20 protein-coding genes and 1 other RNA gene are annotated in these 24,549 nt (G+C 62.9%); 3 read left to right on the plus strand and 18 right to left on the minus strand.

Annotated elements, in window-relative coordinates:
* The first annotated feature begins 696 nt into the window (after window positions 1-696).
* The gene (locus M1D44_RS12155; RefSeq protein ID WP_024976639.1) at window positions 697-1,143 is read left to right on the plus strand and encodes an OsmC family protein; all 447 of its coding nucleotides are present in this window, start codon (window positions 697-699) and stop codon (window positions 1,141-1,143) included.
* A gap of 1 nt (window position 1,144) precedes the next feature.
* Here M1D44_RS12155 and rnpB read toward each other — a convergent pair.
* The 4 genes from rnpB to M1D44_RS12175 form a co-directional block, all read right to left on the minus strand.
* An RNA gene (gene rnpB / locus M1D44_RS12160) (RNase P RNA component class A) lies at window positions 1,145-1,486 on the minus strand.
* A 13-nt stretch (window positions 1,487-1,499) separates the two neighbouring features.
* Window positions 1,500-2,297 (minus strand): DUF3025 domain-containing protein, encoded by a 798-nt coding sequence (locus M1D44_RS12165; protein ID WP_428984644.1) that lies wholly within the window; start codon window positions 2,295-2,297, stop codon window positions 1,500-1,502.
* 7 nt (window positions 2,298-2,304) lie between these two features.
* Window positions 2,305-3,339: a dihydroorotase gene (pyrC, locus tag M1D44_RS12170; protein WP_024976641.1), complete on the minus strand. Its 1,035-nt coding sequence runs from the start codon at window positions 3,337-3,339 to the stop codon at window positions 2,305-2,307.
* Between the two features lie 33 nt (window positions 3,340-3,372).
* A complete protein-coding gene (locus tag M1D44_RS12175; RefSeq protein WP_316852756.1) occupies window positions 3,373-4,671 on the minus strand; it encodes a glycerate kinase type-2 family protein in 1,299 nt (432 codons plus the stop codon).
* Between the two features lie 160 nt (window positions 4,672-4,831).
* Between M1D44_RS12175 and M1D44_RS12180 the strand changes: the two genes are divergently transcribed.
* Entirely contained in the window at window positions 4,832-5,662 is an 831-nt protein-coding gene (locus M1D44_RS12180) for a class II glutamine amidotransferase (protein WP_024976643.1), read from the plus strand.
* Window positions 5,663-5,727: 65 nt separating this feature from the next.
* Here M1D44_RS12180 and M1D44_RS12185 read toward each other — a convergent pair whose 3' ends face one another.
* From M1D44_RS12185 to M1D44_RS12215, 7 genes are all read right to left on the minus strand, one after another.
* Window positions 5,728-6,462 (minus strand): amino acid ABC transporter ATP-binding protein, encoded by a 735-nt coding sequence (locus M1D44_RS12185; RefSeq protein WP_004633206.1) that lies wholly within the window; start codon window positions 6,460-6,462, stop codon window positions 5,728-5,730.
* The gene (gene gltK / locus M1D44_RS12190; protein WP_024976644.1) at window positions 6,459-7,142 is read right to left on the minus strand and encodes a glutamate/aspartate ABC transporter permease GltK; all 684 of its coding nucleotides are present in this window, start codon (window positions 7,140-7,142) and stop codon (window positions 6,459-6,461) included. The genes M1D44_RS12185 and gltK overlap by 4 nt, the downstream gene beginning before the upstream one ends.
* 17 nt (window positions 7,143-7,159) lie before the next feature.
* Window positions 7,160-7,888: an amino acid ABC transporter permease gene (locus M1D44_RS12195; protein WP_024976645.1), complete on the minus strand. Its 729-nt coding sequence runs from the start codon at window positions 7,886-7,888 to the stop codon at window positions 7,160-7,162.
* A gap of 99 nt (window positions 7,889-7,987) precedes the next feature.
* Complete coding sequence (locus M1D44_RS12200) at window positions 7,988-8,896, minus strand: glutamate/aspartate ABC transporter substrate-binding protein (protein WP_024976646.1); 909 nt, start codon at window positions 8,894-8,896, stop codon at window positions 7,988-7,990.
* 521 nt (window positions 8,897-9,417) lie between these two features.
* Window positions 9,418-10,719, minus strand: a complete 1,302-nt coding sequence (locus M1D44_RS12205) for a Glu/Leu/Phe/Val family dehydrogenase (protein WP_024976647.1) — start codon at window positions 10,717-10,719, stop codon at window positions 9,418-9,420.
* Between the two features lie 151 nt (window positions 10,720-10,870).
* Window positions 10,871-11,815, minus strand: a complete 945-nt coding sequence (locus tag M1D44_RS12210) for a LysR substrate-binding domain-containing protein (RefSeq protein WP_004633215.1) — start codon at window positions 11,813-11,815, stop codon at window positions 10,871-10,873.
* 15 nt (window positions 11,816-11,830) lie between these two features.
* Window positions 11,831-13,669: an ABCB family ABC transporter ATP-binding protein/permease gene (locus tag M1D44_RS12215; protein ID WP_024976648.1), complete on the minus strand. Its 1,839-nt coding sequence runs from the start codon at window positions 13,667-13,669 to the stop codon at window positions 11,831-11,833.
* 90 nt (window positions 13,670-13,759) lie between these two features.
* Here M1D44_RS12215 and M1D44_RS12220 point away from each other — a divergent pair, with 90 nt between their 5' ends.
* Window positions 13,760-14,197: an acyl-CoA thioesterase gene (locus M1D44_RS12220; RefSeq protein ID WP_024976649.1), complete on the plus strand. Its 438-nt coding sequence runs from the start codon at window positions 13,760-13,762 to the stop codon at window positions 14,195-14,197.
* 65 nt (window positions 14,198-14,262) lie between these two features.
* Here the strand turns inward: M1D44_RS12220 and M1D44_RS12225 are convergent, their stop codons facing one another.
* The 7 genes from M1D44_RS12225 to M1D44_RS12255 form a co-directional block, all read right to left on the minus strand.
* On the minus strand, window positions 14,263-15,027 hold the full coding sequence (locus M1D44_RS12225; protein WP_112185869.1) for an enoyl-CoA hydratase: 765 nt from the start codon (window positions 15,025-15,027) through the stop codon (window positions 14,263-14,265).
* Between the two features lie 26 nt (window positions 15,028-15,053).
* The gene (locus M1D44_RS12230; RefSeq protein ID WP_024976651.1) at window positions 15,054-16,019 is read right to left on the minus strand and encodes a DegV family protein; all 966 of its coding nucleotides are present in this window, start codon (window positions 16,017-16,019) and stop codon (window positions 15,054-15,056) included.
* A 226-nt stretch (window positions 16,020-16,245) separates the two neighbouring features.
* Window positions 16,246-17,445 (minus strand): acetyl-CoA C-acyltransferase, encoded by a 1,200-nt coding sequence (locus M1D44_RS12235; RefSeq protein WP_012761166.1) that lies wholly within the window; start codon window positions 17,443-17,445, stop codon window positions 16,246-16,248.
* A gap of 32 nt (window positions 17,446-17,477) precedes the next feature.
* Window positions 17,478-19,958 carry a 3-hydroxyacyl-CoA dehydrogenase/enoyl-CoA hydratase family protein gene (locus M1D44_RS12240; protein ID WP_316852757.1) on the minus strand — a complete coding sequence of 827 codons (2,481 nt, stop codon included), beginning with the start codon at window positions 19,956-19,958 and terminating at the stop codon, window positions 17,478-17,480.
* A 74-nt stretch (window positions 19,959-20,032) separates the two neighbouring features.
* Window positions 20,033-21,820 (minus strand): acyl-CoA dehydrogenase C-terminal domain-containing protein, encoded by a 1,788-nt coding sequence (locus M1D44_RS12245; protein WP_024976653.1) that lies wholly within the window; start codon window positions 21,818-21,820, stop codon window positions 20,033-20,035.
* 51 nt (window positions 21,821-21,871) lie between these two features.
* Window positions 21,872-22,462, minus strand: a complete 591-nt coding sequence (locus M1D44_RS12250) for a TetR/AcrR family transcriptional regulator (RefSeq protein WP_021196492.1) — start codon at window positions 22,460-22,462, stop codon at window positions 21,872-21,874.
* A 404-nt stretch (window positions 22,463-22,866) separates the two neighbouring features.
* Complete coding sequence (locus M1D44_RS12255) at window positions 22,867-24,531, minus strand: acyl CoA:acetate/3-ketoacid CoA transferase (protein WP_316852758.1); 1,665 nt, start codon at window positions 24,529-24,531, stop codon at window positions 22,867-22,869.
* Window positions 24,532-24,549: the final 18 nt, after the last annotated feature.

Raw genomic sequence — 24,549 nt, forward strand, 5'->3', positions numbered from 1 at the left:
TCCAAATATTGAGTCAGTGCCCGAGTGGACCCGTATCGCGCTGAGAACTTGCGTTCAGACTGCTCACGAACGGATCGTCTTGCGGACGCCTGCGCAACCCCATGCGAGGTCATCGCCGGCCCGCCTTCCCGCTTGTTGGTGCGGGCTCTCTAAATTTCTCTTTTCCGCGGGCAATCCGGAAAAGATTTCGATTGTACCTCGCACAGACTTCTTGACACAAGGAAAAAGGCGCGCGCGGGTTCTGCAGGCGAAAAAAAACCCAAGCCATCAAGCTTGGGTTTGAATCCACCAAAGGAGGAGGGTGGAGGAGACACCTGCTGATCGTTGACTGGGTGGGTTGCACCGCATCAGCCGATCCAATGGTGCAAATTATACCCATTTCTGGGGCACGCGCAAGGAAATTTGCACTACGAAATCGCATTTCGTAATGCGGAAAGCCAATAAGAAGACAGAAGGCAGTTTAATTTCCCAACAAATCAAACACTTGCATTCATTTCGTGTGAGACAAGCTGCTGCGCACTAGAGCTATTCCTCCAATTTCGGCGCAATTTCGGTGCAAAAAGAACGGGTTGCACCTTTTCGAGCGGGTATCACTGTCAAGCCGCGTTCACCCTAGGGTGCCAACGCGCGCGAGGGCTGGTGGCTACAATGTGGCTTTTCGTCGGCGATGGTCGACCCTCTGCACAAGGATTGGACATGGATTGCACAGTGAGCTGGACTGGCCCGGATGGCATGGCCTTTTTGGCGGAAACCGGCAGCGGCCATCTCGTCACGATGGATGGCGCGCCCGACGGCGGCGGCCGCAACCTTGCACCGCGCCCGATGGAAATGGTCTTGCTGGGCACCGGTGGCTGCACCGCCTATGACGTGGTGCTGATCCTCAAGCGAGGCCGCCAGGACGTGCAAGGTTGCAGCGTCAAGCTGCAGGCCGACCGTGCCGAGACCGACCCGAAGGTCTTCACGCGCATCCACTTCACCTTCACGGTGACTGGGCGCAACCTGAAGCGGGAAACGGTGGAACGGGCTGTGCAGCTTTCGCACGAGAAGTACTGCTCGGCGTCGATCATGCTGGCCAAGACGGCCGAGATCACGCACTCGTTGGAACTGGTGGATCTGGCCACGCAGCCGACGGCATCGGAATAAGAAGCGAAGCGGACCGATAAGCCGGATTCTGTGCGCCGCGTGGCCGAAACCAGCGGCGTGACAACCATTCCTCTAGACCGGCTGTTGCCAGCCGGCTCAAGCTCCCTACCCGCAGACTCAGCGAGCCGCTTCATCGCCTGCTTACTTGGGATTGCTCCGGGTGGAGGTTACCGCGTTTCACCCTTCGCCCTGGCCGAAGCCGGGGCGAAGACTCGTCTCTGTGGCCCTATTCCGCACGTCACCGTGGATGGTCATTAGCCATCACCCTGCTCTATGGAGTCCGGACTTTCCTCCCCTTCCGCTCGCGCGAGGCGGCGGAAGCAGCGGTTGTCTGATCCGCTTCGCGAGGCGCGAGTCTAGCACTGTTCGGGTACCAATCGCCGCCGGCCCGGGCGAAAGACGGTCGTATCCAGATAGAAGCCGTCGTCGTCATTCGCATCGCACCAACCGGGGATGCCCATGACGGGCAACGGACGGAAATTGCTGGGCGCCAGATCGACATGCAAAAGCATCTCTGCCAGCGCGGCATCGAGCGAGGGACGATCCGCTGATAATGCTGCCACGTGCAGCGGCCAGGCATGTGCAGTGATCGACTTGTACGGCGCAACCAACTTTTCCAGCAGCGCATGGCCGAACGGCAGAACTGCGCAGGTTGCGCCCCACGCTGCCCTGCCCTCGACGAACAAGCCGCGCCAATCGAACCCGGTCAGGCTTCGCTCAGGCGCGTCTTCAGTGTGCAGGAAGATCAGGGCGTTTTCGTCGAACAGCGTGGCGGCATCGCGTACGGTGCCGCGTGCCGCGCCAATCCCGTCCCGCGTAATCGCCCGCGCCTGGCGCGCGTTCAGCGCCGCCTTGGCAAGCGGCCAATGCAGCCAGATCAGTGCGTTGAAGAAATCGTGGAGATTGTCCCGCGTCGGCACCCGGCCGGTGGCGGCAACGTGTGCTTCATAGGCCGTGCCGGCCGGCAGCGTATCTTGCGGGATGAAGCGCAGCGTATGGCCGCCGGAGGTGCGAATTGCCTGCGCGGCCGGATGCGCGTTCAGTGCGTCGCGAAGATCGGCGCCGCCCTCAATCGCGCGTGCAATCGGGGCGCCGACCGCTGCCAGCGGTGCGAACGCCGGATGGCTCCAGTCGATCGCACGCAAACATTCAATCGCCAAGTCAGACGGATTTCCAGCGCAGCATCTCGCCGCCGCGCAGTGGCACCAGCGTCTGCTCACCGAACGGGACTTCGGCGGGAAGCTGCCATTGCGAGCGCGTGAGCGTGAGCGTGCCGGCGTTGCGCGGCAGGCCATAGAAGTCAGGCCCGTGCAGGCTCGCAAAGCCTTCGAGCTTGTCGAGCGCGTTGGCGTCTTCAAAGGCCTCGGCGTACAGCTCCATGGCGTGCAGCGCGGTGTAGCAGCCGGCGCAACCGCAGGCGTGTTCCTTCACACCCTTGGCGTGCGGCGCACTGTCGGTACCAAGGAAGAACCGCGGGTGGCCCGAGGTGGCGGCGGCCACCAGCGCCAGGCGGTGCGTTTCACGCTTGAGCACCGGCAGGCAGTAGTAATGCGGGCGGATGCCGCCGACAAACAGAGCGTTACGGTTGTACAGCAGGTGGTGCGCGGTGATGGTCGCGCCAACCGGGCCCTCGGCATCGCGCACGTATTCGGCAGCGTGCTTGGTCGTGATGTGCTCGAACACGACCTTCAGCGCCGGGAAGTCTCGACGTAGCGGCAACATCACCGTGTCGATGAAGACGGCCTCGCGGTCAAAGATGTCGACGGTCGGATCGGTCACCTCGCCGTGCACAAGCAGCGGCATGCCGACTTCCTGCATGGCTTCAAGCGTCTTGGCGCACCGGCGCAGGTCGGTCACGCCAGCATCGCTGTTGGTGGTGGCGCCAGCCGGGTACAGCTTCACGCCGTGGATGAAACCGCTGGCGCGGGCCTCGCGAATGACGTCGGGCGAGGTGTTATCGGTCAGGTACAGCGTCATCAGCGGCTCGAACTGCGTGCCGGCTGGCAACGCGGCGAGAATGCGCTCGCGGTAGGCACGCGCCTGCGCAGTGGTGGTCACCGGCGGCTTGAGGTTGGGCATGATGATCGCCCGGCCGAACTGGCGTGCGGTGTCGCCCACCACATCGGCGAGGGCATCGCCGTCGCGCAGGTGCAGGTGCCAGTCATCGGGGCGAACGATCGTGAGAGTGTCGGTCATGGTGCGTGCGAAAGCGGTCAGCAAAAACGTGAATCAGAGAATGAGGATGACGCGGTAGTCGTTGACGTTGGTGCGCGTCGGGCCGGTGACGATCAGGTCATCGGCGGCAGCAAAGAAACCGTAGGCGTCGTGTGCGTCGAGCGCGGCGCGGGCGGCGATGCCCTTGGCGGCGGCGCGGGCGATGGAGTCGGGGTCAAGCAGCGCACCCGCATTGTCCTCCGATCCGTCAATGCCGTCTGTATCGGCGGCGAGCGCATAGACATCAGCCATGTCTTCCAGCGTGACGCCGAGCGAGAGCAGGAACTCCGCGCAGCGCCCGCCGCGGCCGCCGGTCAGGCCGGGCGGAATCGTCACCGTGCACTCGCCGCCGGAGATGAGTGCGACCGGCGCCACAAACGGGGCGCCATGCTGGCGCACCTGCCTCGCCAGCGCCCCATATACCTGGGCGACCTCTCGCGCTTCGCCGGTCACCGTGTCGCCGAGGATGGCCGTGTGGATACCGCGCGCCGCAAACACCTCGGCGCCGGCATGGAGACTCTGTTGCGCGGTGGCGATGACGTGATTGGTCACGCGTGCAAAGCAGGCGTCGCCCGGCTTGGGCGTTTCGGCAATCTCGCCGCGTGCTCCACATTCCAGGTGCGCGCACACGGTATCGGGCATGTGAGCGCCCCAGCGTTTCAGAATGGCAAGCGCATCGCCGTAGGTGCTCGCATCCGGCACGGTCGGGCCGCTGGCAATGGCGCTCGGGTCGTCGCCGGCCACGTCGGAAACAATCAGCGTCGTGACCGGCGCGCGTGATGCGGCGGCAAGCCGCCCACCATGAATACGCGACAGATGCTTGCGCACGATATTCATGTCGGTGATCGGCGCACCGCAGCGCAGCAGCTCGCGCGTCACGGCTTTCAGATCGGCCATCGGGATGCCCTCGGCGGGCAGCGACAGCAGGCTGGAACCGCCGCCCGAGACCAGCACGATCAGGCGGTCGTTCTCGGTGAGCGCGCAGACGCGATCCAGGATTTCCTGCGCGGCCTGTTCGCCCGCCTCGTCCGGCACCGGGTGCCCTGCTTCAATGACGCGGATGTGCTCGGTCGGCAACCCATGCGCATAGCGCGTGACGACCAGTCCTTCGACCTGCGCGCGGCCGGCATAGGCCTGCTCGACAGCCAGCGCCATCGACGCAGCCGCCTTGCCGGCGCCGACCACCAGTGTTTTGCCGCCGGCATACGGCGGCGGAAGGAAGTTTGCGACGATTTTTAGCGGATCGGCCGCGCCCACGGCGGCGGCGTAGCTCTCCAGCAGGAGGGCGCGGGCGGCGGTGCGGTCGAGCTTCATGGGAATGGCTTCTCCGGTTAAGGCAATCTGGAGGCGGTGGCGTGCGGCATGTGCGCAACGCCCGGCCCCCAGGCGCGGCGCCGTGAAGACGAAGGCGCTTGGCACCCCCGGCGGCCGGCAGGATAATGATCATTTTATTGCATCCGACTTTTCCCCCACCATGTGCCAGCTGCTGGGCATGAACTGCGCTGAACCGACCGATGTGACGTTCTCGTTCACGGGGTTCGCCGCGCGCGGTGGCGTGACCGACCACCATGCCGACGGCTTCGGCGTCGCCTTCTTCGAAGACAAGGCATGCCGCCTGTTCATCGACAACCAGTCTGCCGGTACCTCGCCGGTAGCGGAGTTGGTCAAGCGCTACCCGATCAAGTCCAAGAACGTCATCTCGCACATCCGCAAGGCGACGCAGGGCACGGTGCGGCTGGAAAACTGCCACCCCTTCATGCGCGAGCTGTGGGGCAGGCACTGGATCTTTGCCCACAACGGCGACCTGAAGAACTTCTCGCCGTTCCTCTCGGGCGTCTACCAGCCTGTGGGCGATACCGACAGCGAACTCGCCTTCTGTTTCATCATGCAGGCGCTGCGCAAGCGCTTTCCGGGTTCGCAGCCGCCGCTCAACGAGCTGTTCTACGCGCTGTCTGACATCACCAAGGAAATCACCCGCTACGGCGTGTTCAATTTCCTGCTGTGCAATGGGCAGGCGCAGTTCGCGCATTGCTCGACGCGGCTGTATTACATCGTGCGGCAGTGGCCGTTCTCGACGGCGCATTTGATCGACGCCGACATGACGATCGACTTCGCCAAATACACGACGCCTGCCGATCGCGTGGCTGTCATCGCCACCGCGCCGCTCACCGACAACGAAGTCTGGACGCAATTCGTGCCAGGCGAGCTGCTGATGTTCGAATCGGGCCAGGCCACGATGGCCACCAAGGTGCCGATTCCGGAAGCCGTGCAGATCGCCAACGCTGCCAACACCGCCTGCACCTGACGCCGCGTCGCCCACAAAAAAAAGCCGCTCTCGAAAGAGCGGCTTTTGTTGCCGGGAACCGTCGATCAATGCGACAGGATCTTCGACAGGAACTGCTTGGCACGATCGGAACGAGCGTCGATGTTGCCGAAAAACTCTTCCTTCTCGCAGTCTTCAACGATGCGGCCCTGGTCCATGAAGATCACGCGGTTGGCAACCTTCCGCGCGAAGCCCATTTCGTGGGTCACGCACATCATGGTCATGCCTTCCTTGGCCAGTTCCACCATCACGTCGAGCACTTCGTTGACCATTTCAGGGTCCAGCGCGGAGGTCGGCTCGTCGAACAGCATGCAGATCGGGTCCATCGACAGCGCGCGCGCGATTGCCACGCGCTGCTGCTGACCGCCCGACAGTTGGCCCGGGTACTTGGCAGCGTGCGCCTTCAGGCCCACGCGGTCCAGATACTTCAGGCCCTTGGCCATGGCTTCTTCTTTCGAGCGGCCCAGCACCTTTTGCTGTGCGATCGTCAGATTCTCGGTAATCGACAAGTGCGGGAACAGCTCGAAGTTCTGGAACACCATGCCCACGCGCGAACGCAGCTTCGGCAAGTTGGTACCCTTCGCGCCCACCGAAGTGCCGTCAACGAAGATCTCGCCCTTCTGGAACGGTTCCAGCGCATTGACGGTCTTGATGAGCGTGGACTTACCCGAACCCGACGGGCCGCACACCACCACCACTTCGCTCTTCTTCACGCTGGTGGTGCAGTCGGTCAGCACCTGGAAGCTGCCGTACCACTTGGAAACGTTCTTGATCTCGATCATTGGGTCACCTTCTTCTGAAGTCGCTTCACCAGCACGGAGGCGCCGAAGCAGATCACGAAATAGCACAAGCCGGCAAACAGCAGCAGTTCGACGATACGGCCGTCGCGCTCACCGATGTTGTATGCCTGAGTAAAGAAGTCCGACAGCGCGCTCACATACACCAGCGACGTATCCTGGAACAGGACGATGGCCTGGGTGAGCAGCAGCGGAATCATGTTACGGAATGCCTGCGGCAGGATCACCAGGCGCATGGCCTGGCCGTACGTCATGCCCATCGCATAGGCCGCGAACATCTGCCCGCGCGACACGCTCTGGATACCGGCGCGGATGATCTCCGAGTAATACGCCGCTTCAAACAGCGCGAAGGCGACCAGCGCAGACATCATGCGCATGTCGGTCGCCGGCGACAGATCGAAGATCCTCTGCAACACCTGCGGCACGATCAGGAAGAACCACAGCAGCACCATCACCAGCGGGATGGACCGGAAGAGGTTCACGTACGCCTGCCCGAACCACTGCAGCAGCTTGATGCCGGAGAGGCGCATCATCGCGAGCAGCGTGCCCCACACGATGCCGACCAGGATGGCCGTGCCCGTGATCTGGAGCGAGAGGACCATCCCCTCGCCGAGCACACGCATGTTGTCGACGTTGATGGACGAGAAATCGAATTGATAAGCCATGAAGAGTCCTCGCCCGATTACTTGCCACCGATGAAGCCAGGCAGCCGGGAACGTGCTTCCACCCAGCGCATCAGGCCCATTACGGTCAGGTTGATCAGCATGTACATCAGCGTCACGGCGATGAACGATTCGTACGGCTGCGCAGTGTAGTCAACCAGCTGGCGGCCCTGTGCGGCAAGCTCCAGCAAACCGATGGTCGATGCCACAGCCGAGTTCTTGAAGATGTTCAGAAACTCCGACGTGAGCGGCGGCACGATGATGCGGAACGACATCGGCAGCATCACGTAGCGATACGTCTGCGCCAGCGTGAAGCCCATGGCCAGTCCGGCGTTGCGCTGCCCGCGCGGCAGCGAATTGATACCTGAGCGCACCTGCTCGCAGACACGCGCGGCGGTAAACGTGCCAAGACACAGCATCGCAGACAGGAACATCGCCGTGTTGGGGTTCATCTGCTTGATGTAGTCGCCACCCGGCACGAGCTCGGGCATGACGAAGTACCAGATGAAGAGCTGCACGATCAGCGGAATGTTGCGGAACAGCTCCACGTACGCTGCGGCCAGGCCCGACAGCCACTTGTTCGGCACCGTACGCAGCACGCCCAGCAAGGAGCCGATGACGAGCGCGATGATCCAGGAAGACAGGCCGAGTACGACGGTGGTCTTCAACCCCGCCAGCAGCCAGTCCAGATAGGTCTGATTCTGGGCGGCTTCCGTAAAGAAGACGCCCCAGTTCCAGTGGTAATTCATGATGGTTCCCTCAAAAAGAAACGGAAGGGAGAAGACCTGTTAACCGGCCTTTGCCTTCCGTTTCGGTGACGCTTGTATCAGGCCCGTTGAGGGAGCCGATCAGTCAAGAGCCTTGTCGTTCGGGTTCTTGATCAGCGCCTTCATGTCGTCCGACAGCGGGAACTCCATGTTCACACCCTTGGGCGGAACCGGCTGTTCGAACCATTTCTTGTATTCGGCTGCAATCGAGCCGTCCTTCATCATGCCGGCGATGGTCTTGTCGGCCAGTGCCTTGAACGGCTTGTCGTCCTTGCGAACCATACAGCCGTAGGCTTCGCGCGATTGCGGCTTGGCCACGACCACCCAGTCAGTCGGGCTCTTGGCCTTGGCGCGCTCGCCGTACAGCAGGGCGTCGTCCATCATGAACGCAACAGCGCGGCCCGATTCCAGCGTCAGGAACGACTGGCCGTGGTCCTTCGTGCTGATGATGTTCATGCCCATCTGCTTGTCATCGTTCATCTTGCGCAGCAGGCGTTCCGACGTCGTGCCGGCGGTGGTCACGACGTTCTTGCCCTTGAGCTGCGCCCAGTCGGTGATGCCCGAATCCTTCTTCACCATGATGCGCGTGCCGATGATGAAGATCGTGTTCGTGAACGATGCTTGCTTCTGGCGCTCAAGGTTGTTCGTGGTCGAACCGCACTCCAGATCGATGGTGCCGTTCTGCAGCAGCGTGATGCGGTTTTGCGAAGTGACCGGGATCTCGTTGATCTTCAGATCCTTCAGGCCGAGCTGCTTCTTCACGTCCTCGGCAATCTTGGTGGCGACGTCGTACGAATAACCGATCGTGCGGACACCGCCGACGTTGTAGCTGAACGGAATCGACGAATCGCGCACGCCCAGCGTGATGGTGCCGGTGTCTTTGATCTTCTTGAGCGTACCAGTCAGCTCTTCTGCGTGGGCAGCGCTGCCGAATGTACCAACGGCGACACCAACGGCTGCAACCACGGTTGCCAGCTTGGCGAGGTTCATGAAAGTCTCCTTTTGACCATGAAAGAGAAAGACGGGACTGTACCAAAAAACGTTTGGCGACAGTATTGGTGTTGCCACTAAATCGTTGAATCCAACGGAGTTTTTCCTCTGGCGCGGACCCTGCCGCAACCGCGTTTTCCATGCAACCGGATACCTTACGTTGTGCTTTTCCGAAAATCCGGAAAAGACGCGCAGCGCCCGACACGGCAACGCTCTGCAACATCGGCACGCGGGCCCGATTGCTTGAGCGGATAACCGCCAATTGCTAAGGAAAACAAGGGGAAATAAAGCCCGCCCGATGTGCGCTCTCTGTCGCTTAACGAACCCGACTTGAGGATGGGAAGGACGACGATGATGCCATCGCCCTTCTCATGGTGCGGTGCTCCGGAACGTTATGGTTCGTCCCATGAGCACCGGCTTTCTTCAACCGTCGCGCATGGCCGCCTGATCGGCAGCAACGCGATAGACCAGTGCAGTGCCCTGTTGGGGCACCGCGCCGGTATTGATCAGCGCGTTGCCGATCAGGGGTACAGACCGCGCTCTTGGCGGGCCTGCAGAATCCGCGTACAGGCGATGATGAATGCCGCCGTACGCAGAGTAACCTTGTTGTCCTGCGCCACTTGCCAGACGCCACGGAAGGCGTCTTGCATGATCCGTACCAGGCGCTGGTTGATCTCGTCTTCGGTCCAGAAGAAGCTCGAGAAATCCTGCACCCACTCGAAATAGCTGACCGTCACGCCGCCGGCGTTGGCAATCACGTCCGGGCAGACCAGGATGCCGCGGTCGCGCAGGATGTCGTCCGCTTCGGGCGTTGTGGGGCCGTTTGCACCTTCCACGACAATCTTTGCCTTGATGTGGGGCGCGTTCTTCGCAGTGATCTGGCCTTCCAGCGCGGCCGGGATCAGGAATTCGCACTCCAGCCCCCAGAAGTCGTCTTGCGAGACGGTCTCTGCAACAAAGCCGGCCACGCTGCCATTGTGGTCAACGTGCTTGATGAGCGCGTCGACATCCAGGCCGCTGCCATTGAACACGATGCCCTTGTGGTCTTGCACGGCAATGACCTTGGCACCAGCGTCGTGGAACAGCTTGGCGGCCACGCTGCCCACATTGCCGAAGCCTTGCACCACCACACGCGCGCCCTTGACGTCGATGCCAAGGTTGCGCGCGGCTTCGCTGCCGACCACGAACACGCCACGGCCAGTGGCTTCGCGACGGCCCAGACTGCCGCCCAGTGCGATCGGCTTGCCGGTCACCACGCCGGTGGCGGTGGAGCCTTCGTTCATGGAGTACGTGTCCATCATCCACGCCATGATCTGCGCGTTGGTGTTCACGTCCGGGGCCGGAATGTCCTTGTTCGGGCCGATGATGATGCCGATCTCGCTGGTGTAGCGGCGGGTCAGGCGTTCGAGTTCACCGGAAGACAGCTTGCGCGGGTCGACGCGGATACCCCCCTTGGCACCACCGTACGGCACGTTCACGGCCGCGTTCTTCACCGACATCCACGCAGACAGCGCCATCACTTCCGACAGCGTCACGTCCTGGTGGAAACGCACGCCGCCCTTGCCCGGGCCGCGCGACGTGTTGTGCTGCACGCGGTAGCCCTCGAAGTGGGCGATGCGGCCGTCGTCCATCTGGATGGGCACGTCAACGATCAGCGCGCGCTTGGGGCGCTTGAGCGTTTCAACCCAACGTGCCAGCGAGCCGAGATAGGGGGTGACCCGATCGACCTGCTGCAGATAGATGCCCCACGGGCCGAGGTTGTCGGCCGGCAGATAGGACGGGATGGCGTGCTGGAGTGTCGACGGAGATGCGACATTGGACATGGCTGTCTTCCTTTTTTGGGCCTCGGTAAGGCCCTTCAAGTCCCACAAAATGCCCGCCAGCTTAGGGACCGCCCAGAACGAAATCCAATGCCGTTTTTACATCGGGTTATGCATTGGACGCATAACCTCATAGTCGAACCCGATCGCCCGTTCAGCCCGCCAGCGCGCTCCATAACGTGTCGATCAGCTCGCGCTTGCGCTTGGACTGCGGGTGCCGACGGTCGTGCGCGCCGCTTTGCGGGTGCTCACGATAGAGCCGGATTTCCATCTCGATCGACAAGGTACCGCCGCCCTTGCCTTCCGCGCGCACGAGGCGTCCGGCTGCCACATCCTCCCGCACCGCACTCTCGGGCAGGAAGGCTACGCCGTGGCCCGCCAATGCCATCACCTTGAGCGCTTCGGCCATGTCGGTTTCGTAGCACTTGTCGAGCAGCGGTGCCACGGGCGAGTTTTCCAGCAGCACATCCACCATGCGGCCCAGAAAGGCATTGGGCGTGTAGCTGAGGTAGGCGATCGGCTTGCGTGCGGTGGGAACAAGCCGATAAATCGGCCGCCCGCTTGCATCGGGCTTGGAGAACGGCGAAAGCCGCTCGGTGCCCAGCACCAGCATGTCGTAGCGCGTGGGGTCGAGCTGGATCATCTGCCGCGCGTGGTGATAGACCATCACGAGATCGCAGCCGCCCTCCACCAGCGTCATCACCGCATCGTGCACGTTGAGCGCGCGCAGCCTGCATTGCAGCTTGCCGATCTTCTCTTCCACCTGCGCGAGCCAGCCGGGGAAGAACGTCAGCGATAGCGTATGCGGCACGGCAAAGTCGATCGTCGACGCACTGGCCGGGCGCTGGCCGCGCATCAGGGCGCGCGTCTCGCTCACCTGGGCGAGCATCGCCAAAGCCTGTTCGTAGAAGACCTCTCCGGCGGGAGTCAGGCGTGTTGGGTAGCTTGATCGGTCGATCAGCTCATTGCCGAGCCACGCCTCGAGGGATTGAATGCGCCGCGAAAACGCCGGCTGCGTCACGTGTCGCAATTCGGCCGAGCGCGAAAAGCTGCGCGTCTCCGCCAGGCTGATGAAGTCTTCCAGCCATTTGAGTTCCATCGCGTTGTCTCTCCCTCAACCTGCTCGGGTGTCTTCTGTTTCTTCGGCCACGCGTTCGGGCTCGCGTGCCTGCATGCGCCACATCTGCGCGTAACGGCCTTCCGCACGCAACAACGATTCATGTGTTCCGCGCTCGATGATGTGGCCGTGTTCCATCACCAGAATCTGGTGCGCACGCACGATGGTCGACAACCGATGTGCAACGACCAGCGTGGTGTGGTTCTGCGCCAGCCGCATCAGCTCTTCTTGAATGGCGTGCTCGGTACGCGAGTCGAGTGCGGACGTTGCTTCATCAAACACGAGAATCGGCGGGCGCTTGAGCAAAGTACGTGCAATCGCCACACGCTGCTTCTCGCCGCCGGAGAGCTTCAGGCCGCGCTCGCCGACTTGCGTCTCGTAGCCATCGGGCAGCGATTCGACAAAGTGGTGGATCTGCGCCGCGCGGGCGGCTTCGATCACCTCTTCGCGACTGGCATCGGGGCGGCCGTAGGCGATGTTGTAGTAGATGCTGTCATTGAAGAGCACCGTGTCTTGCGGAACGATGCCGATGGCGGCACGCACGCTGGATTGCGTGACGTCACGCAGGTCCTGGCCGTCGATCTGGATGGCGCCGGACTTCACGTCATAGAAGCGGAACAGCAAGCGCGCCAGCGTCGATTTTCCAGAGCCGCTTTGCCCCACGACCGCCGTGGTCGTGCCGGCAGGAATGGTGAAATCCACATCGAACAGGATCTGGCGCTTGGCCTCGTAGCTGAAGTCGACATGCGCGAAGCGGACTTCGCCCGCGTGCACCGCCAGCGGTTTGGCGTCGGGCTTGTCGGCTACCTCGCGATTGGTCTGCAGCAGGTGGAACATGCGGTCCATGTCGGTCACGGCTTGCTTCAGCTCACGATAGATCACGCCCAGGAAGTTGAGCGGAATGTAGATCTGCAGCATCAGCGTGTTGACGAGCACGAGGTCCCCCAGCGTCATGTGCCCCGCCGCCACCCCCTGCGTGGCGCGATACAGAATCAGGATGAGCGCGGTGGCGACAATGACCTGCTGGCCGAAGTTCAGCACCGACAACGAGTTCTGCGAGCGGATCGCAGCCGCGCGGTAGTGCTTCAGGTTCTCGTCGTAACGACGTGCTTCGTAGTCTTCGTTGCCAAAATACTTGACCGTCTCGAAGTTGAGCAGCGAATCGATTGCCTTCTGGTTGGCGCGCGAATCCAGCTCGTTCATCCTGCGGCGGAAGTGCGTGCGCCAGTTCGTCACCGTCACCGTAAAGACGATGTAGCTGACCAGCGCGCAGAACGTGATGAGCGCGAACCACACGTCGTACTTCACGAAGAAATACGTGATGACGAGGCCGACTTCCACCAGCGTCGGCAGGATGCTGTACAGCGAATACGAAATGAGCGACTGGATGCCGCGCGTGCCGCGCTCGATGTCGCGGCTCATGCCGCCAGTTTGGCGCTCAAGGTGAAAGCGCAGTGACAGCGCATGCAGATGCCGGAACACCTGCAGGGCGAGCGTGCGCACCGAACTCTCCGTCACCTTCGCGAACAGGATTTCGCGCAGCTCCGAGAACAGCGACGTCGACAACCGCAGCAGCCCGTAGCCGATGATGACGCCCACCGGCACAACCAGCAGCGCGCGGGGGTCGGACGGCGACACGTTCATCGAATCAATCAGCCGCTTCATGACCATCGGCACACCAAGGTTTGCCACCTTGGCCGCGATCAGGAACGACAGCGCCAGCGCCACACGCCATTTATAGGCCAGCAGATAAGGCAGCAGGCTCTTGATGGTGCGCCAGTCACCGCGGGCAGCCCCCGGCGGAGGCGGTTCGGAAGAAGCGGGAAAGCGGCGCATGTGCGGTGCAATAAAATGGCGGATTGTGTATTCTCCCACCGATCACCTGCGCGCGCCCTGGGCTCGCTGGTGGGCCCTCCCTCCGCTTCAATGCTGCCCTGCATCATCATGTCCGATACCCAAGCCACCACTGAAACCGTCACGCTGCCCGCCGACAAGCAGCCCGCCGTGCGCGTGATGCCGATGCCCTCCGACGCCAACGTCCACGGCGATGTTTTTGGGGGCTGGATCATGTCGCAGGTGGACATCGCCGGGTCGATCCCAGCAGTGGTGCGCGCCAACGGTCGTGTCGCCACGATCGCGGTCAACTCGTTCGTCTTCAAGCAGCCCGTGTACGTGGGCGATCTGGTGAGCTTCTACGCCAACGTGGTCAAAACGGGGCGCACGTCGATCACCGTGGATGTGGAGGTCTATGCGCAGCGCATGCACGCCAGCGGCCGCCACGCCACCGTCAAGGTCACGGAAGCCACCCTCACCTACGTGGCCACCGACGAGACTCGCAAGCCGCGCGTGCTGCCGCCGCTCTGAACCGGCAACGCTCAACAAAAAACCCGGCGTCGCGCCGGGTTTTCTTTTGCGTATGAACGCCTCGCTCAGTTGAACTTGGAAAAATCTGGGCGGCGTTTCTCGAAGAATGCCGTGAACGCCTCGCGCGCTTCCGGCGCGCGCAGCATCTCGCCAAACTGCTTGCCTTCCACCGACATGCGCTCCGCGATCTGCGGCGTGGCGCCTTCCTTCATCAGCCGCTTGGTGGCGCGCAGCGATGCGGGCGGCAGCAGCGTCAGCTTACGCGCCTGCGTGCGCACGAAGGCATCCAGCTCCCCGGCCGGCAGCACGCGGTTGACCAGGCCGAGTTCACGCGCTTCGTTCGCGTCAAAAGGCTCGCCGAAGAGCAGCTTGTCCGCTGCGCGGTGATAACCGGCCAGTTGCGGCAGCAGCAGGCTGGATGCGGCTTCCGGACAGAGCCCCAGTTGCGCGAACGGCATCGACAACTTGGCCGTCTCGGATGCGTAGACCAAGTCGCAATGCAGCAGCATGGTCGTGCCCACGCCGACGGCCGCGCCACTCACCGAAGCGATCAGCGGCTTGGTCGCCGTGCTGATCGCCTTCAGGAACTGGTGCACGGGGGCGCTCTCGTCCTTGGGCGGATTCTTCATGAAGTCTTCGAGATCGTTGCCCGCCGTGAACACGCTCTCGTGGCCGGCCAGCACGATCACGCGGATGGCAGGATCGGTTTCGGCGGCCACCAGCGCGTCGGCCAGCGTTTGATACATCGCAGCCGTGATGGCGTTCTTGCGGTCCGGGCGGTCAAAGGTGAGCGTCAGGACGCCGTCTACGGTCTCGGTACGAATCGACATGAAAACTCCAGGTGAAACCTGCGCCGCTAGATCGGCACAGGAGAGTCAGATAGATAACCGACGGAGAACGCGTTGGCCCCCACGTTCAACGCCACGGTCAGGCTCATCGGCGCGAGCAGCACTTCTACGCCGTGGTCCTGTGCGGTTCGCATCAACGCTTGCACCGGCTCCATGCGGCGCACGGTGTCGAGCGAACCGGAATACGTGATCGCCACCACGGGCGTGGCCAGACGCTCCTCGGCGATCATGGTTTCGGTATGCGCCATCAGACGGCGGATGCCTTCATCGGAACCGCGCACCTTGGCGATGGCTTCTGTCTCGCCCCGGTGCATATGGATGAGCGGACGCACGTTGAACGCCGTGCCCATCATGTAGCGGCTCCAGGTGATGCTCTTCTCGCCCTTCTGCTTGGCGCGCGTGTACATGTACAGCAGCTCATCGGGCACAAGGTAGACGTGCGAGGCGTCACGCAGGCGGTTCTCGATCACGTGCACGACGTCACGCACCTCCGCGCCTTCGCGCAGCATGCGTGCGGCTTCGTGCACCATCAGCGCCTGACCGGGGCCGATGGCGCCGGTATCCACCACTGTCAACTCGAACAGCCCCGAGCGGCCGGCGTCCTTGCGTGGCTTGAAGCTCTTGGCAGTTGTGCCCACCACCGCGCCGGTTGCGTGGCTGTAGAAATGGCTGCGCGAGCTGGCAATCGTCAGCAGCAAGGCCCGGTCGTGCTGCGTGACCACGTGCTTGAGCAGGTAGTCTTCGATCTCGCGTTCAAGCAGCGGAATCGATTCGGCGTAGTGATCTTGCTTGTCGACGAGGTACTTGCGATAGAGCTGCGGCAGCGCCGCCTCGTCGCGGCGGTCTTCTACAAACAATTCGCCCGCACGAATGCGGAACGGCACCACGCCCAACCCCAGTTGATCGATCATCGAGCGCGGCATATCGCATGCCGCATCGGTCAATACGATTGTGTCGCCGACAGTGTTGCCCATCGCGCGCCCTCCTCTTGGTGCACCGCCGGTGACCCGGTGGTGTGTCTCCTCTGTTGCGGAATCGTGGCTCCGCTTCTAGTGCGATACCGGCTGGGTGCCGGCCGCATTCTTCGGCGCGCTTGTTCGGAACGACTGCGCGCCTGCGCAACTATGCGTGGTGAGACGGGCGATTAGCAAGCAGGGGAAGGCCCTAAAAAGCTACCTGAGCCTTCCCCCTTGCGTGGGGTCACATGCGTTCGAAAATGCCTGCAGCGCCCATGCCGGTGCCGACGCACATCGTCACCATGCCGTACTTCTGGTTGCGACGACGCAGGCCGTGCACAACCGTGGCCGCACGGATGGCACCGGTCGCGCCCAACGGGTGGCCCAACGCGATCGCGCCGCCCAGCGGGTTGATTTTGCTGGTGTCCAGACCCAGGTCCTGAATCACGGCCAGCGACTGCGCGGCAAACGCTTCGTTCAGCTCGATCCAGTCGATCTGATCCTGCGTCAGACCGCCAGCCTTCAGCGCGGCAGGAATGGCTTCCTTCGGGCCGATACCCATGATTTCCGGCGGCACGCCGCGCACCGCAAACGATACGAAGCGCGCCAGCGGCACCAGGTTGAACTGCTTCAGGATCTTCTCCGACACCAGGATCAGCGCGCCCGAACCATCCGAGGTCTGCGAGCTGTTGCCGGCGGTCACGCTGCCCTTGTTGGCGAACACGGCGCGCAGCTTGCCAAGGCCTTCAACCGACGTATCGGCACGCGGGCCCTCATCCAGCGACATCGTGCGCGTCTTGATGTCGATGGCGCCAGTGCCCAGGTTCGGGAACTTCTCGATGATCTCGATCGGCGTGATCTCGTCCTTGAACTCGCCGGCTTGCTGCGCGGCAAGTGCCTTCTGGTGCGAAGCCAGCGAGAAAGCATCCTGCGCCTCGCGCGAAATCTTCCATTGTTGGGCGACCTTTTCGGCGGTCAGGCCCATGCCATAGGCGATACCGACATTCTCGTCGCGCGTGAAGATGTCCGGCGACATCGACGGCGAGTTGCCCATCATCGGCACCATGCTCATCGATTCCACGCCAGCGGCGATCATCACGTCGGATTCGCCCACGCGGATGCGGTCGGCCGCCATCGCCACGGCGGTCAGGCCCGAGGCGCAGAAACGGTTGACGGTCACGCCGCCCACCGTGTTCGGCAGGCCGGCCAGCAGTGCGCCGATACGCGCTACGTTCAGGCCCTGCTGCGCTTCGGGAATCGCGCAGCCAACGATGGCGTCTTCGATCAGCGCCGGGTCCAGGTTCGGCACCTGGGCGACGGCGCTCTTGAGGATGGTCGCCAGCAGATCGTCGGGGCGCAGGTTCTTGAGCGTGCCTTTGGGCGCCTTGCCGATCGGGGAACGCGTCGCGGCGACGATGTAGGCGTCTTGCAGTTGCTTGGTCATGATGAAACTCCTGTTCTCTGTCGTCGCGCGGGTCAGTTACGAACGGGCTTGCCGGTCTGCAACATGCCCATGATGCGTTCCTGGGTCTTGGAGCTGCCGAGCAGATCCACGAAGGCCTTGCGCTCCAGCGCCAGCAGCCAGTCTTCGTCCACCAGCGCGCCGGCTTCGACGTCACCGCCGCACACGGCTTCGGCGATGCGCGAGGCGATCGTGAAATCGTGCTGCGAGATGAAGCTACCGTCACGCATGTTCACCAGCGACGCCTTGATCGTGGCGATACCCGAACGGCCCGCCACCGGAATGCCCACCGGACGCAGCGGTGCGCGGTAGCCCGAGTCGGACAGCGCACGCACTTCGTTGCGCGCCACGTGCAGCAACTCGTGCACGTTGAAGACGATGGTGTCGGTCGGCTGCAGGTAGCCGATCTTCTGCGCGTCCAGCGCGGAGGACGACACCTTGGCCATCGCCGCCGCCTGGAAGCGGTTCGTCAGGAACTGCAGGATGTTGGTGCTGCCCGCAGCTTGCGCAGCCTTGGCAGCGGCCAGCGCCGCTTCCTTCAGGCCACCGCCCGCCGGAACCAAGCCCACACCAACTTCCACCAGACCGATATACGTTTCCAGCGCAGCCACACGCTTGGCCGAGTGCAGCAGCAGCTCGCAGCCGCCGCCCAGCGCAATGCCCGACGCAGCCGACACGACCGGCACGCCGGCGTACTTCACGCGCATCATGCCGTCCTGGAATTTCTTGACGAACGGCTCGATACCCTTGGCGCCGCCCATCATGAAGGCCGGCATGGCTTCTTCCAGGTTGGCACCTGCGGAGAACGGACCACCCGGCGCGCCCAGCTTGAGCGACGTCGGTTGCCACACCACCAGACCCTTGTAGCCAGCTTCGGCCAGATCAACCGCACGCGTCAGACCATCGATGACGCTCGGTCCGATCGTGTTCATCTTGCTCTTGAACGAGACGATCAGCACGTCGTCCTGGCCTGCCGCGTCGTCCACCCAGATGCGTACGGCGTCGGTCTCTTCGATGGTCTTGCCATACGTGAGCGGGTTGACCGTCGTCGCACCCTTGATCGGCGCACGGAACATCTGGCGGCCGTACACCGGCAGCGTGCTACGTGACAGGAACGTGCTCTGGTTGGCCGACCACGAGCCCTCTGCCGAATGCACACCGCCGTTGTCCGCCACCGGGCCGGAGAACACCCATTGCGGCAGCGCTGCATTCGACAGCGCCTTGCCGGCTTCGATGTCTTCCTTCACCCACTCGGCGACTTGCTTCCAGCCGGCCTCTTGCCAGTCTTCAAACGGGCCGCTGTTCCAGCCGAAGCCCCAGCGGATGGCGAGATCGACTTCCGCTGCCGAATCCGCAATTTGCTCCAGATAGACGGCGATGTAGTGGAACACGTCGCGGAAGACCGCCCACAGAAACTGCGCCTGCGGGTTGGTCGATTCGCGCAGCAGCTTCAGACGCTCGGCGGGCTCCTTCTTCAGGATGCGCACGACGATGTCGTCGGCCTTCTTGCCGCTCGGGCCGTACTGGCCGCTCTGCGGGTCCAGCACCTTGATTTCCTTGCCTTCCTTCTTGTAGAAACCGGCGCCTGCCTTCTGGCCGAGGGCACCCGCTTCCACCAGCTTGGCCAGCACGGGCGGCGTGGCGTAGACCGGAGCGAACGGATCGTCCTTCAGGTTGTCCTGCATCGTCTTGATGACGTGCGCCATGGTGTCCAGACCCACCACGTCGGCCGTGCGGAACGTTGCCGACTTGGCGCGGCCCAGCTTCGAGCCCGTCAGGTCATCCACCACATCAAACGGAATGCCGTACTTGGCCGATTCTGCAAACACCGCCAGGATCGAGAAGATGCCGACGCGGTTGGCGATGAAGTTGGGCGTGTCCTTCGCACGCACCACGCCCTTGCCGAGCGCGGAGGTCAGGAACGTTTCCAGCTTATCGAGGATGTCGCCGCGCGTGTGTGCGGTCGGGATCAACTCGACCAGATGCATGTAGCGCGGCGGGTTGAAGAAGTGCACGCCGCAGAAGCGCGACTTCAGCTCGGCATCAAAGCCGTCCGACAGTTCGGTAATCGACAGTCCCGAGGTGTTCGACGCAAAGATCGCATGCGGAGCAATGTGCGGCGCGACCTTCTTGTACAGATCGTGCTTCCAGTCCATGCGCTCGGCGATTGCCTCGATGACGAGGTCGCAGTCGCGCAGCTTCTCGATATCGTCTTCGTAGTTGGCAGCCTGAATCAGGTTGGCGTCGTCCTTGATGCCCAGCGGCGCCGGCGACAGCTTCTTCAGGTTTTCAATGGCTTTGAGCACGATGCCGTTCTTCGGGCCTTCCTTGGCCGGAAGATCGAACAGCGTGACAGGAACCTTGGCGTTGACCAGGTGCGCAGCAATCTGCGCGCCCATCACGCCGGCGCCCAGCACAGCAACACGGCGGACGAGGAAGTTGGAGCGCTGGCCGGCCTGCGGCTGCGCGCTGGTGGAGAGTTCAGTGCGGGTCATGATGTCCTCGCGGGGAGAGAGGAAGAGACGAGGGGGCGACGCTTACACACGTCGCCCCAAGAGAATGCGGCTGTTTAGAACAGATCCGCTTCGAGTGCCATCAGCGTCGCGCCGCCGGCACGTGCCATGCGGATCTGCGAAGCCGTTTCGGGCAGCAGCTTGGCGAAGTAGAAGCGCGCCGTTGCCAGCTTGACCTTGTAGAAGGTGTCGCCGCTGTCTTGCTTTTCCAGAGCGATCTTGGCCATGCGGGCCCAGAAGTACGAGAACACCAAGTGGCCGACCACACGCAGGTACGGCACAGCGGCAGCACCGACTTCGTCCGGATTGGCCATGGCCTTCATGCCGATTTCCATGGTCAGCTTCTGGACCTTGTCACCAATGTCGGCCAGCGGGTTGATGAACTCCTGCATGGCTTCGTTGGTGCCTTCGGCTTCCACAAAGTCCTGGACCAGCTTGCCGAACTTCTTCATCTTGGCGCCCATGTCACCCAGGATCTTGCGGCCAAGCAGGTCCAGCGACTGCACGGTGTTCGTGCCTTCGTAGATCATGTTGATGCGGGCATCGCGCACGTACTGCTCCATGCCCCACTCGGCGATGTAACCGTGACCGCCGAAGACCTGCATGCCTTCGTTGGTGGAGATGAATGCGTTGTCGCTCAGGAAAGCCTTGGCGATCGGCGTCAGCAGCGCGACCAGATCAGCCGCATCCTTGCGTACGGACTCGTCTTCGTGCGACAACTCGCGGTCGATCTGCAGGGCGATCCAGTAGCTGAATGCGCGGCCGCCTTCGGCGAAGGCACGCTGCGTCAGCAACATGCGGCGCACGTCCGGGTGCACGATGATCGGGTCGGCCGGCTTGTCCGGTGCCTTCGGGCCCGACAGGCTGCGCATCTGCAGGCGTTCCTTGGCGTAAGCGGCCGAGTTCTGATATGCAACTTCGGTCAGGCCCAGGCTCTGCATGCCGACGCCCAGACGGGCGGCGTTCATCATCACGAACATGGCGTTCAGGCCCTTGTTCGGCTCGCCGACCATCCAACCGCGTGCGCCGTCCAGATTGATCACACAGGTGGCGTTGCCGTGGATGCCCATCTTGTGTTCGATGGAGCCGCATTTCACGCCGTTGCGCTCGCCCGGGTTGCCGTTGGCATCGGGAATGAACTTCGGCACCACGAACAGCGAGATGCCCTTCGTGCCGCCCGGCGCATCCGGCAGGCGTGCCAGCACCAGGTGGATGATGTTTTCGGCCAGGTCGTGCTCGCCCGCCGAGATGAAGATCTTCGTGCCGGTGATGGCATACGAGCCATCGGCCAGCGGCTCGGCCTTGGTGCGCAGAATGCCGAGGTCGGTGCCGCAATGCGGCTCAGTCAGGCACATCGTGCCGGTCCACACGCCCGACACCAGCTTGGGCAGGTAGCGCTGTTTGAGTTCGTCGGTACCGTGCGCGTGCAGGGCTTCGTACGCGCCGTGCGACAGCCCCGGATACATTGTCCACGCCTGGTTAGCCGAGTTCAGCATCTCGTACAGCGCGTTGTTGATCAGGATGGGCAGACCCTGGCCACCGTACTCGGGATCGCAGCCCAGCGAGGGCCAGCCAGCCTCAACGTATTGTTGATACGCTTCCTTGAAACCCTTGGGAGCCGTCACCACGCCGTCGCCGTGGTAGGTGCAGCCTTCGCGATCGCCGGACTGGTTGAGCGGGAAGATGACTTCGGAGCAGAACTTGCCCGCTTCCTCGATCACCTGATTGATGGTGTCTGCATCGATCTCCGCGTGCTGCGGCATTTGCTTCAGGTGGTCCTCCACGCCGAGAAGCTCGTGGAGAACAAACTGCATGTCACGCAGCGGTGCGGTGTATTGACCCATCTTGCAACTCCTTGGTGTGTACTGCGCGACCGCTAGGTGTGCGATGCCGCGTCAGGTTCGGTAAGACTGAATGAGTTTGTTAAGCGCCACCATGGCCAGCTCGGCACTGTTCGGCAACCGCAGGAAACGCGCATCGTGATGCAGACCCAGCTCCAGGCTGTACATCTCGAAGAGCATCAATTGCGGGTCCGCTTCCGCACGCAGGTGGCCTTCTTCCTTTGCCTGTGCAATGGCGCGAGCCAATGCTGCACGCCAGATCGTCACGCTCTTGACGAGTTCGTCGCGCACCGGGCTTTCGGCACGATCGTCGTACTCCACCGCGCCGCTGATGTAGATGCAGCCTGTGGTCACTTCCTGAATGCGACGCTCCATCCAGCGTCGCACCATGCTCCACAGGCGCGGCAGACCGCGCGGTTCCGTCAAGCTCGGGTAGAAGACTTCCTGCTCGAACCGTTTGTGATACTCGCGAACTACTTCCACCTGCAGATCCTCACGCGAGCCGAAGTGCGCGAACACCCCGCTCTTGCTCATCTGCATGCGCTCCGCGAGCACACCGATCGTCAATCCTTCCAGTCCGTCGCGCGAAGCCAATTCCAGCGCGGCATCGAGAATCGCTGCACGCGTCAACTCGCCCTTGCGCATCGGCGTGGCTGCTGCGTGATTCGATTCGAGACGAGCGGTCGGGTGACGCATGATGATTTCTCTCCGTTCTTTTCTGGGGCGTGACACGCGAGAAAATTGGCGTCTTGCAGGGCGCCTTTCGCGTGCCGGGCAGGACTGTAAACCAGCCTGCGCGAACACTCTAGCCCAAAATCGAACGGTCGTTCAATTATTTACAGGGGCCCTTTGAGCGGCAAGTGTTTTATTAGAAAGCGGCATCTAAATGGCGACCCGGAATCGCCACCTTCCGCGGTGCAGCGCGAATCCCGCAAATCCTTTAGATGAAAGGCTTTGCAGGGTGTGCACCGCACCCATAAAACGCGTGCGGCGCAGCATATCTGACGGATTTTCTAGTGCTACCCATCAGTAAATAAACAGCCTAAAAATCAGACCGGCTTGATGCCCGTGCACATGGCGCCACGGCGGAAGATGCGGGCGTCCATTTCGCGCAGCTCGGCTGCCACGGCAACCTCTGCCGCACACTGGTCTAACACGTCACGCTGCAGGTCGATGCCGGGAGCGATTTCGGTCAGCGTGAGGCGCCGGCCGCCGTGGCCATCGTCACGCATTTCGAAGACAGCGCGCTCGGTCACGTAGCGCACGGGAATGCCCGATCGCGCCGCATACTCACCGTTGAAGGTCAGGTGGGACACGGCTGGCACGATCTTCTTGAGCCGTCCTTCGCGCACGATGCGCAGCTTGCCGTCTTCGGCCTCGACCTGGAGGCCGCCAGCGGTGAGCGTACCCATGAACACGACCGAGCGTGCGCTCTGCGTGATGTTGATGAAGCCGCCGACGCCCGCGACGACGGTGTCGCCGCCCTCGCCAAACAGGCTGACGTTGACGTTGCCGGCGCCGTCCAGTTCTGCCAGGCCGAGGATGGCGAGATCGATGCCGCCACCTTCGTAGAAGTCGAACTGCGCTGGCTGGTCCACCACGGCTTCAGGATAGGCCGAGGCGCCGAAGCTGAGGCCATCTGCCGGCGTGCCGCCGATGGGGCCGGCCTCCACGGTGAGCGTAAAGCCACGCGCACCCTCCTGTTCTGCCAGGGCGCCAACAGCTGCGGGCATGCCCACGCCCAGGTTCACAACGCGCGGCTGCTGTGCCATCAGTTCCAGCACGGCACGGCGCTGCACCAGCGTGCGCGCATCGAGCGCGCCGTGCTGGCTGGTCTCCAGCGCCTCGCTCGCTTCGACGGCGTCCTCCTTGAGCTGGATCGCTTCGCCTTGCCAGGGGCGGATATAGGTCGGGTTGAACGCCTCGCCGAAGGTCATCTGGTGTTCGGTTTCATCGTCAGCCACGACTACGTAATCGACGAGGATGCCCGGCACGTGGATCGCCTGCAGGTTGTCATGCCGATCGACGAGCCGACGCACTTGCGCGATGACGATGCCACCCGAGTTGCGCGCGGCCTGCGCCATGGCCAGCAGTTCGTGGTGGAAGGCTTCTTCGTGCGTGCTGATGTTGCCGCGCGGGTCGGCAGCCGTGCCGCGCAGGAAGACACAGTGCAGCGGAAAGCTGGGGTAGAAGAGATAGTCTTCGCCGCGAAAGCGTTCGTACTCGACCCACGAGGCCGTGCCTGCAGCCCGTGCCGCCTTGGCGCGGGCGTTGATGGCACCGCCGTGGTAACGCGCGTCAAGCTCCGTGCGTGGGTCGACGAAGGTGTGCAGGCCCATCTTGGTCAGCACGCCGGGCTTGCCGCCCGCGATGGCGCGGTACAGATGCGTGAGCACGCCCTGCGGCAGGTTGAAAGCATCGCACCGCTCCGCAAGCGCCAAGTCCGCCAGTCGCGTGGCCGAGCGCCAATGCCCGCCGACCACACAGCGCGTCATCCCGGGGTTGCCGAAGTGGTTGACGCCGCGCGTGGCGCGATCGCCCTGGCCGGCGGAATAGACCAGCGTGAGATTACGCGGCTCGCCGGTGGCCAGAAAGCGGCGTTCGAGCGCATGCGTGACGGCCTCTGCATGACCCGCGCCGACAAACCCTGCGCACGCAACCGTCCACTCCGGCTGTACCAACCGCGCCGCTTCATCGGCTGTGATGACTTGCATGTCTCCTCCGTCTTGTTG

The sequence above is a fragment of the Ralstonia sp. SA306 genome (assembly GCF_054792405.1).

Coding starts and splice junctions, on each gene's coding strand:
- M1D44_RS12255 (WP_316852758.1), bottom strand. CDS start 24,531: ATGCAAGTCATCACAGCCGATGAAGCGGCGCGGTTGGTACAGCCGGAG.
- M1D44_RS12195 (WP_024976645.1), bottom strand. CDS start 7,888: ATGAATTACCACTGGAACTGGGGCGTCTTCTTTACGGAAGCCGCCCAG.
- M1D44_RS12220 (WP_024976649.1), top strand. CDS start 13,760: ATGCTGCCCTGCATCATCATGTCCGATACCCAAGCCACCACTGAAACC.
- M1D44_RS12245 (WP_024976653.1), bottom strand. CDS start 21,820: ATGGGTCAATACACCGCACCGCTGCGTGACATGCAGTTTGTTCTCCAC.
- M1D44_RS12155 (WP_024976639.1), top strand. CDS start 697: ATGGATTGCACAGTGAGCTGGACTGGCCCGGATGGCATGGCCTTTTTG.
- M1D44_RS12210 (WP_004633215.1), bottom strand. CDS start 11,815: ATGGAACTCAAATGGCTGGAAGACTTCATCAGCCTGGCGGAGACGCGC.
- M1D44_RS12230 (WP_024976651.1), bottom strand. CDS start 16,019: ATGGGCAACACTGTCGGCGACACAATCGTATTGACCGATGCGGCATGC.
- gltK (WP_024976644.1), bottom strand. CDS start 7,142: ATGGCTTATCAATTCGATTTCTCGTCCATCAACGTCGACAACATGCGT.
- M1D44_RS12240 (WP_316852757.1), bottom strand. CDS start 19,958: ATGACCCGCACTGAACTCTCCACCAGCGCGCAGCCGCAGGCCGGCCAG.
- M1D44_RS12205 (WP_024976647.1), bottom strand. CDS start 10,719: ATGTCCAATGTCGCATCTCCGTCGACACTCCAGCACGCCATCCCGTCC.
- M1D44_RS12175 (WP_316852756.1), bottom strand. CDS start 4,671: ATGAAGCTCGACCGCACCGCCGCCCGCGCCCTCCTGCTGGAGAGCTAC.
- M1D44_RS12225 (WP_112185869.1), bottom strand. CDS start 15,027: ATGTCGATTCGTACCGAGACCGTAGACGGCGTCCTGACGCTCACCTTT.
- M1D44_RS12180 (WP_024976643.1), top strand. CDS start 4,832: ATGTGCCAGCTGCTGGGCATGAACTGCGCTGAACCGACCGATGTGACG.
- pyrC (WP_024976641.1), bottom strand. CDS start 3,339: ATGACCGACACTCTCACGATCGTTCGCCCCGATGACTGGCACCTGCAC.
- M1D44_RS12185 (WP_004633206.1), bottom strand. CDS start 6,462: ATGATCGAGATCAAGAACGTTTCCAAGTGGTACGGCAGCTTCCAGGTG.
- M1D44_RS12250 (WP_021196492.1), bottom strand. CDS start 22,462: ATGCGCAAGGGCGAGTTGACGCGTGCAGCGATTCTCGATGCCGCGCTG.
- M1D44_RS12200 (WP_024976646.1), bottom strand. CDS start 8,896: ATGAACCTCGCCAAGCTGGCAACCGTGGTTGCAGCCGTTGGTGTCGCC.
- M1D44_RS12215 (WP_024976648.1), bottom strand. CDS start 13,669: ATGCGCCGCTTTCCCGCTTCTTCCGAACCGCCTCCGCCGGGGGCTGCC.
- M1D44_RS12235 (WP_012761166.1), bottom strand. CDS start 17,445: ATGACCAAGCAACTGCAAGACGCCTACATCGTCGCCGCGACGCGTTCC.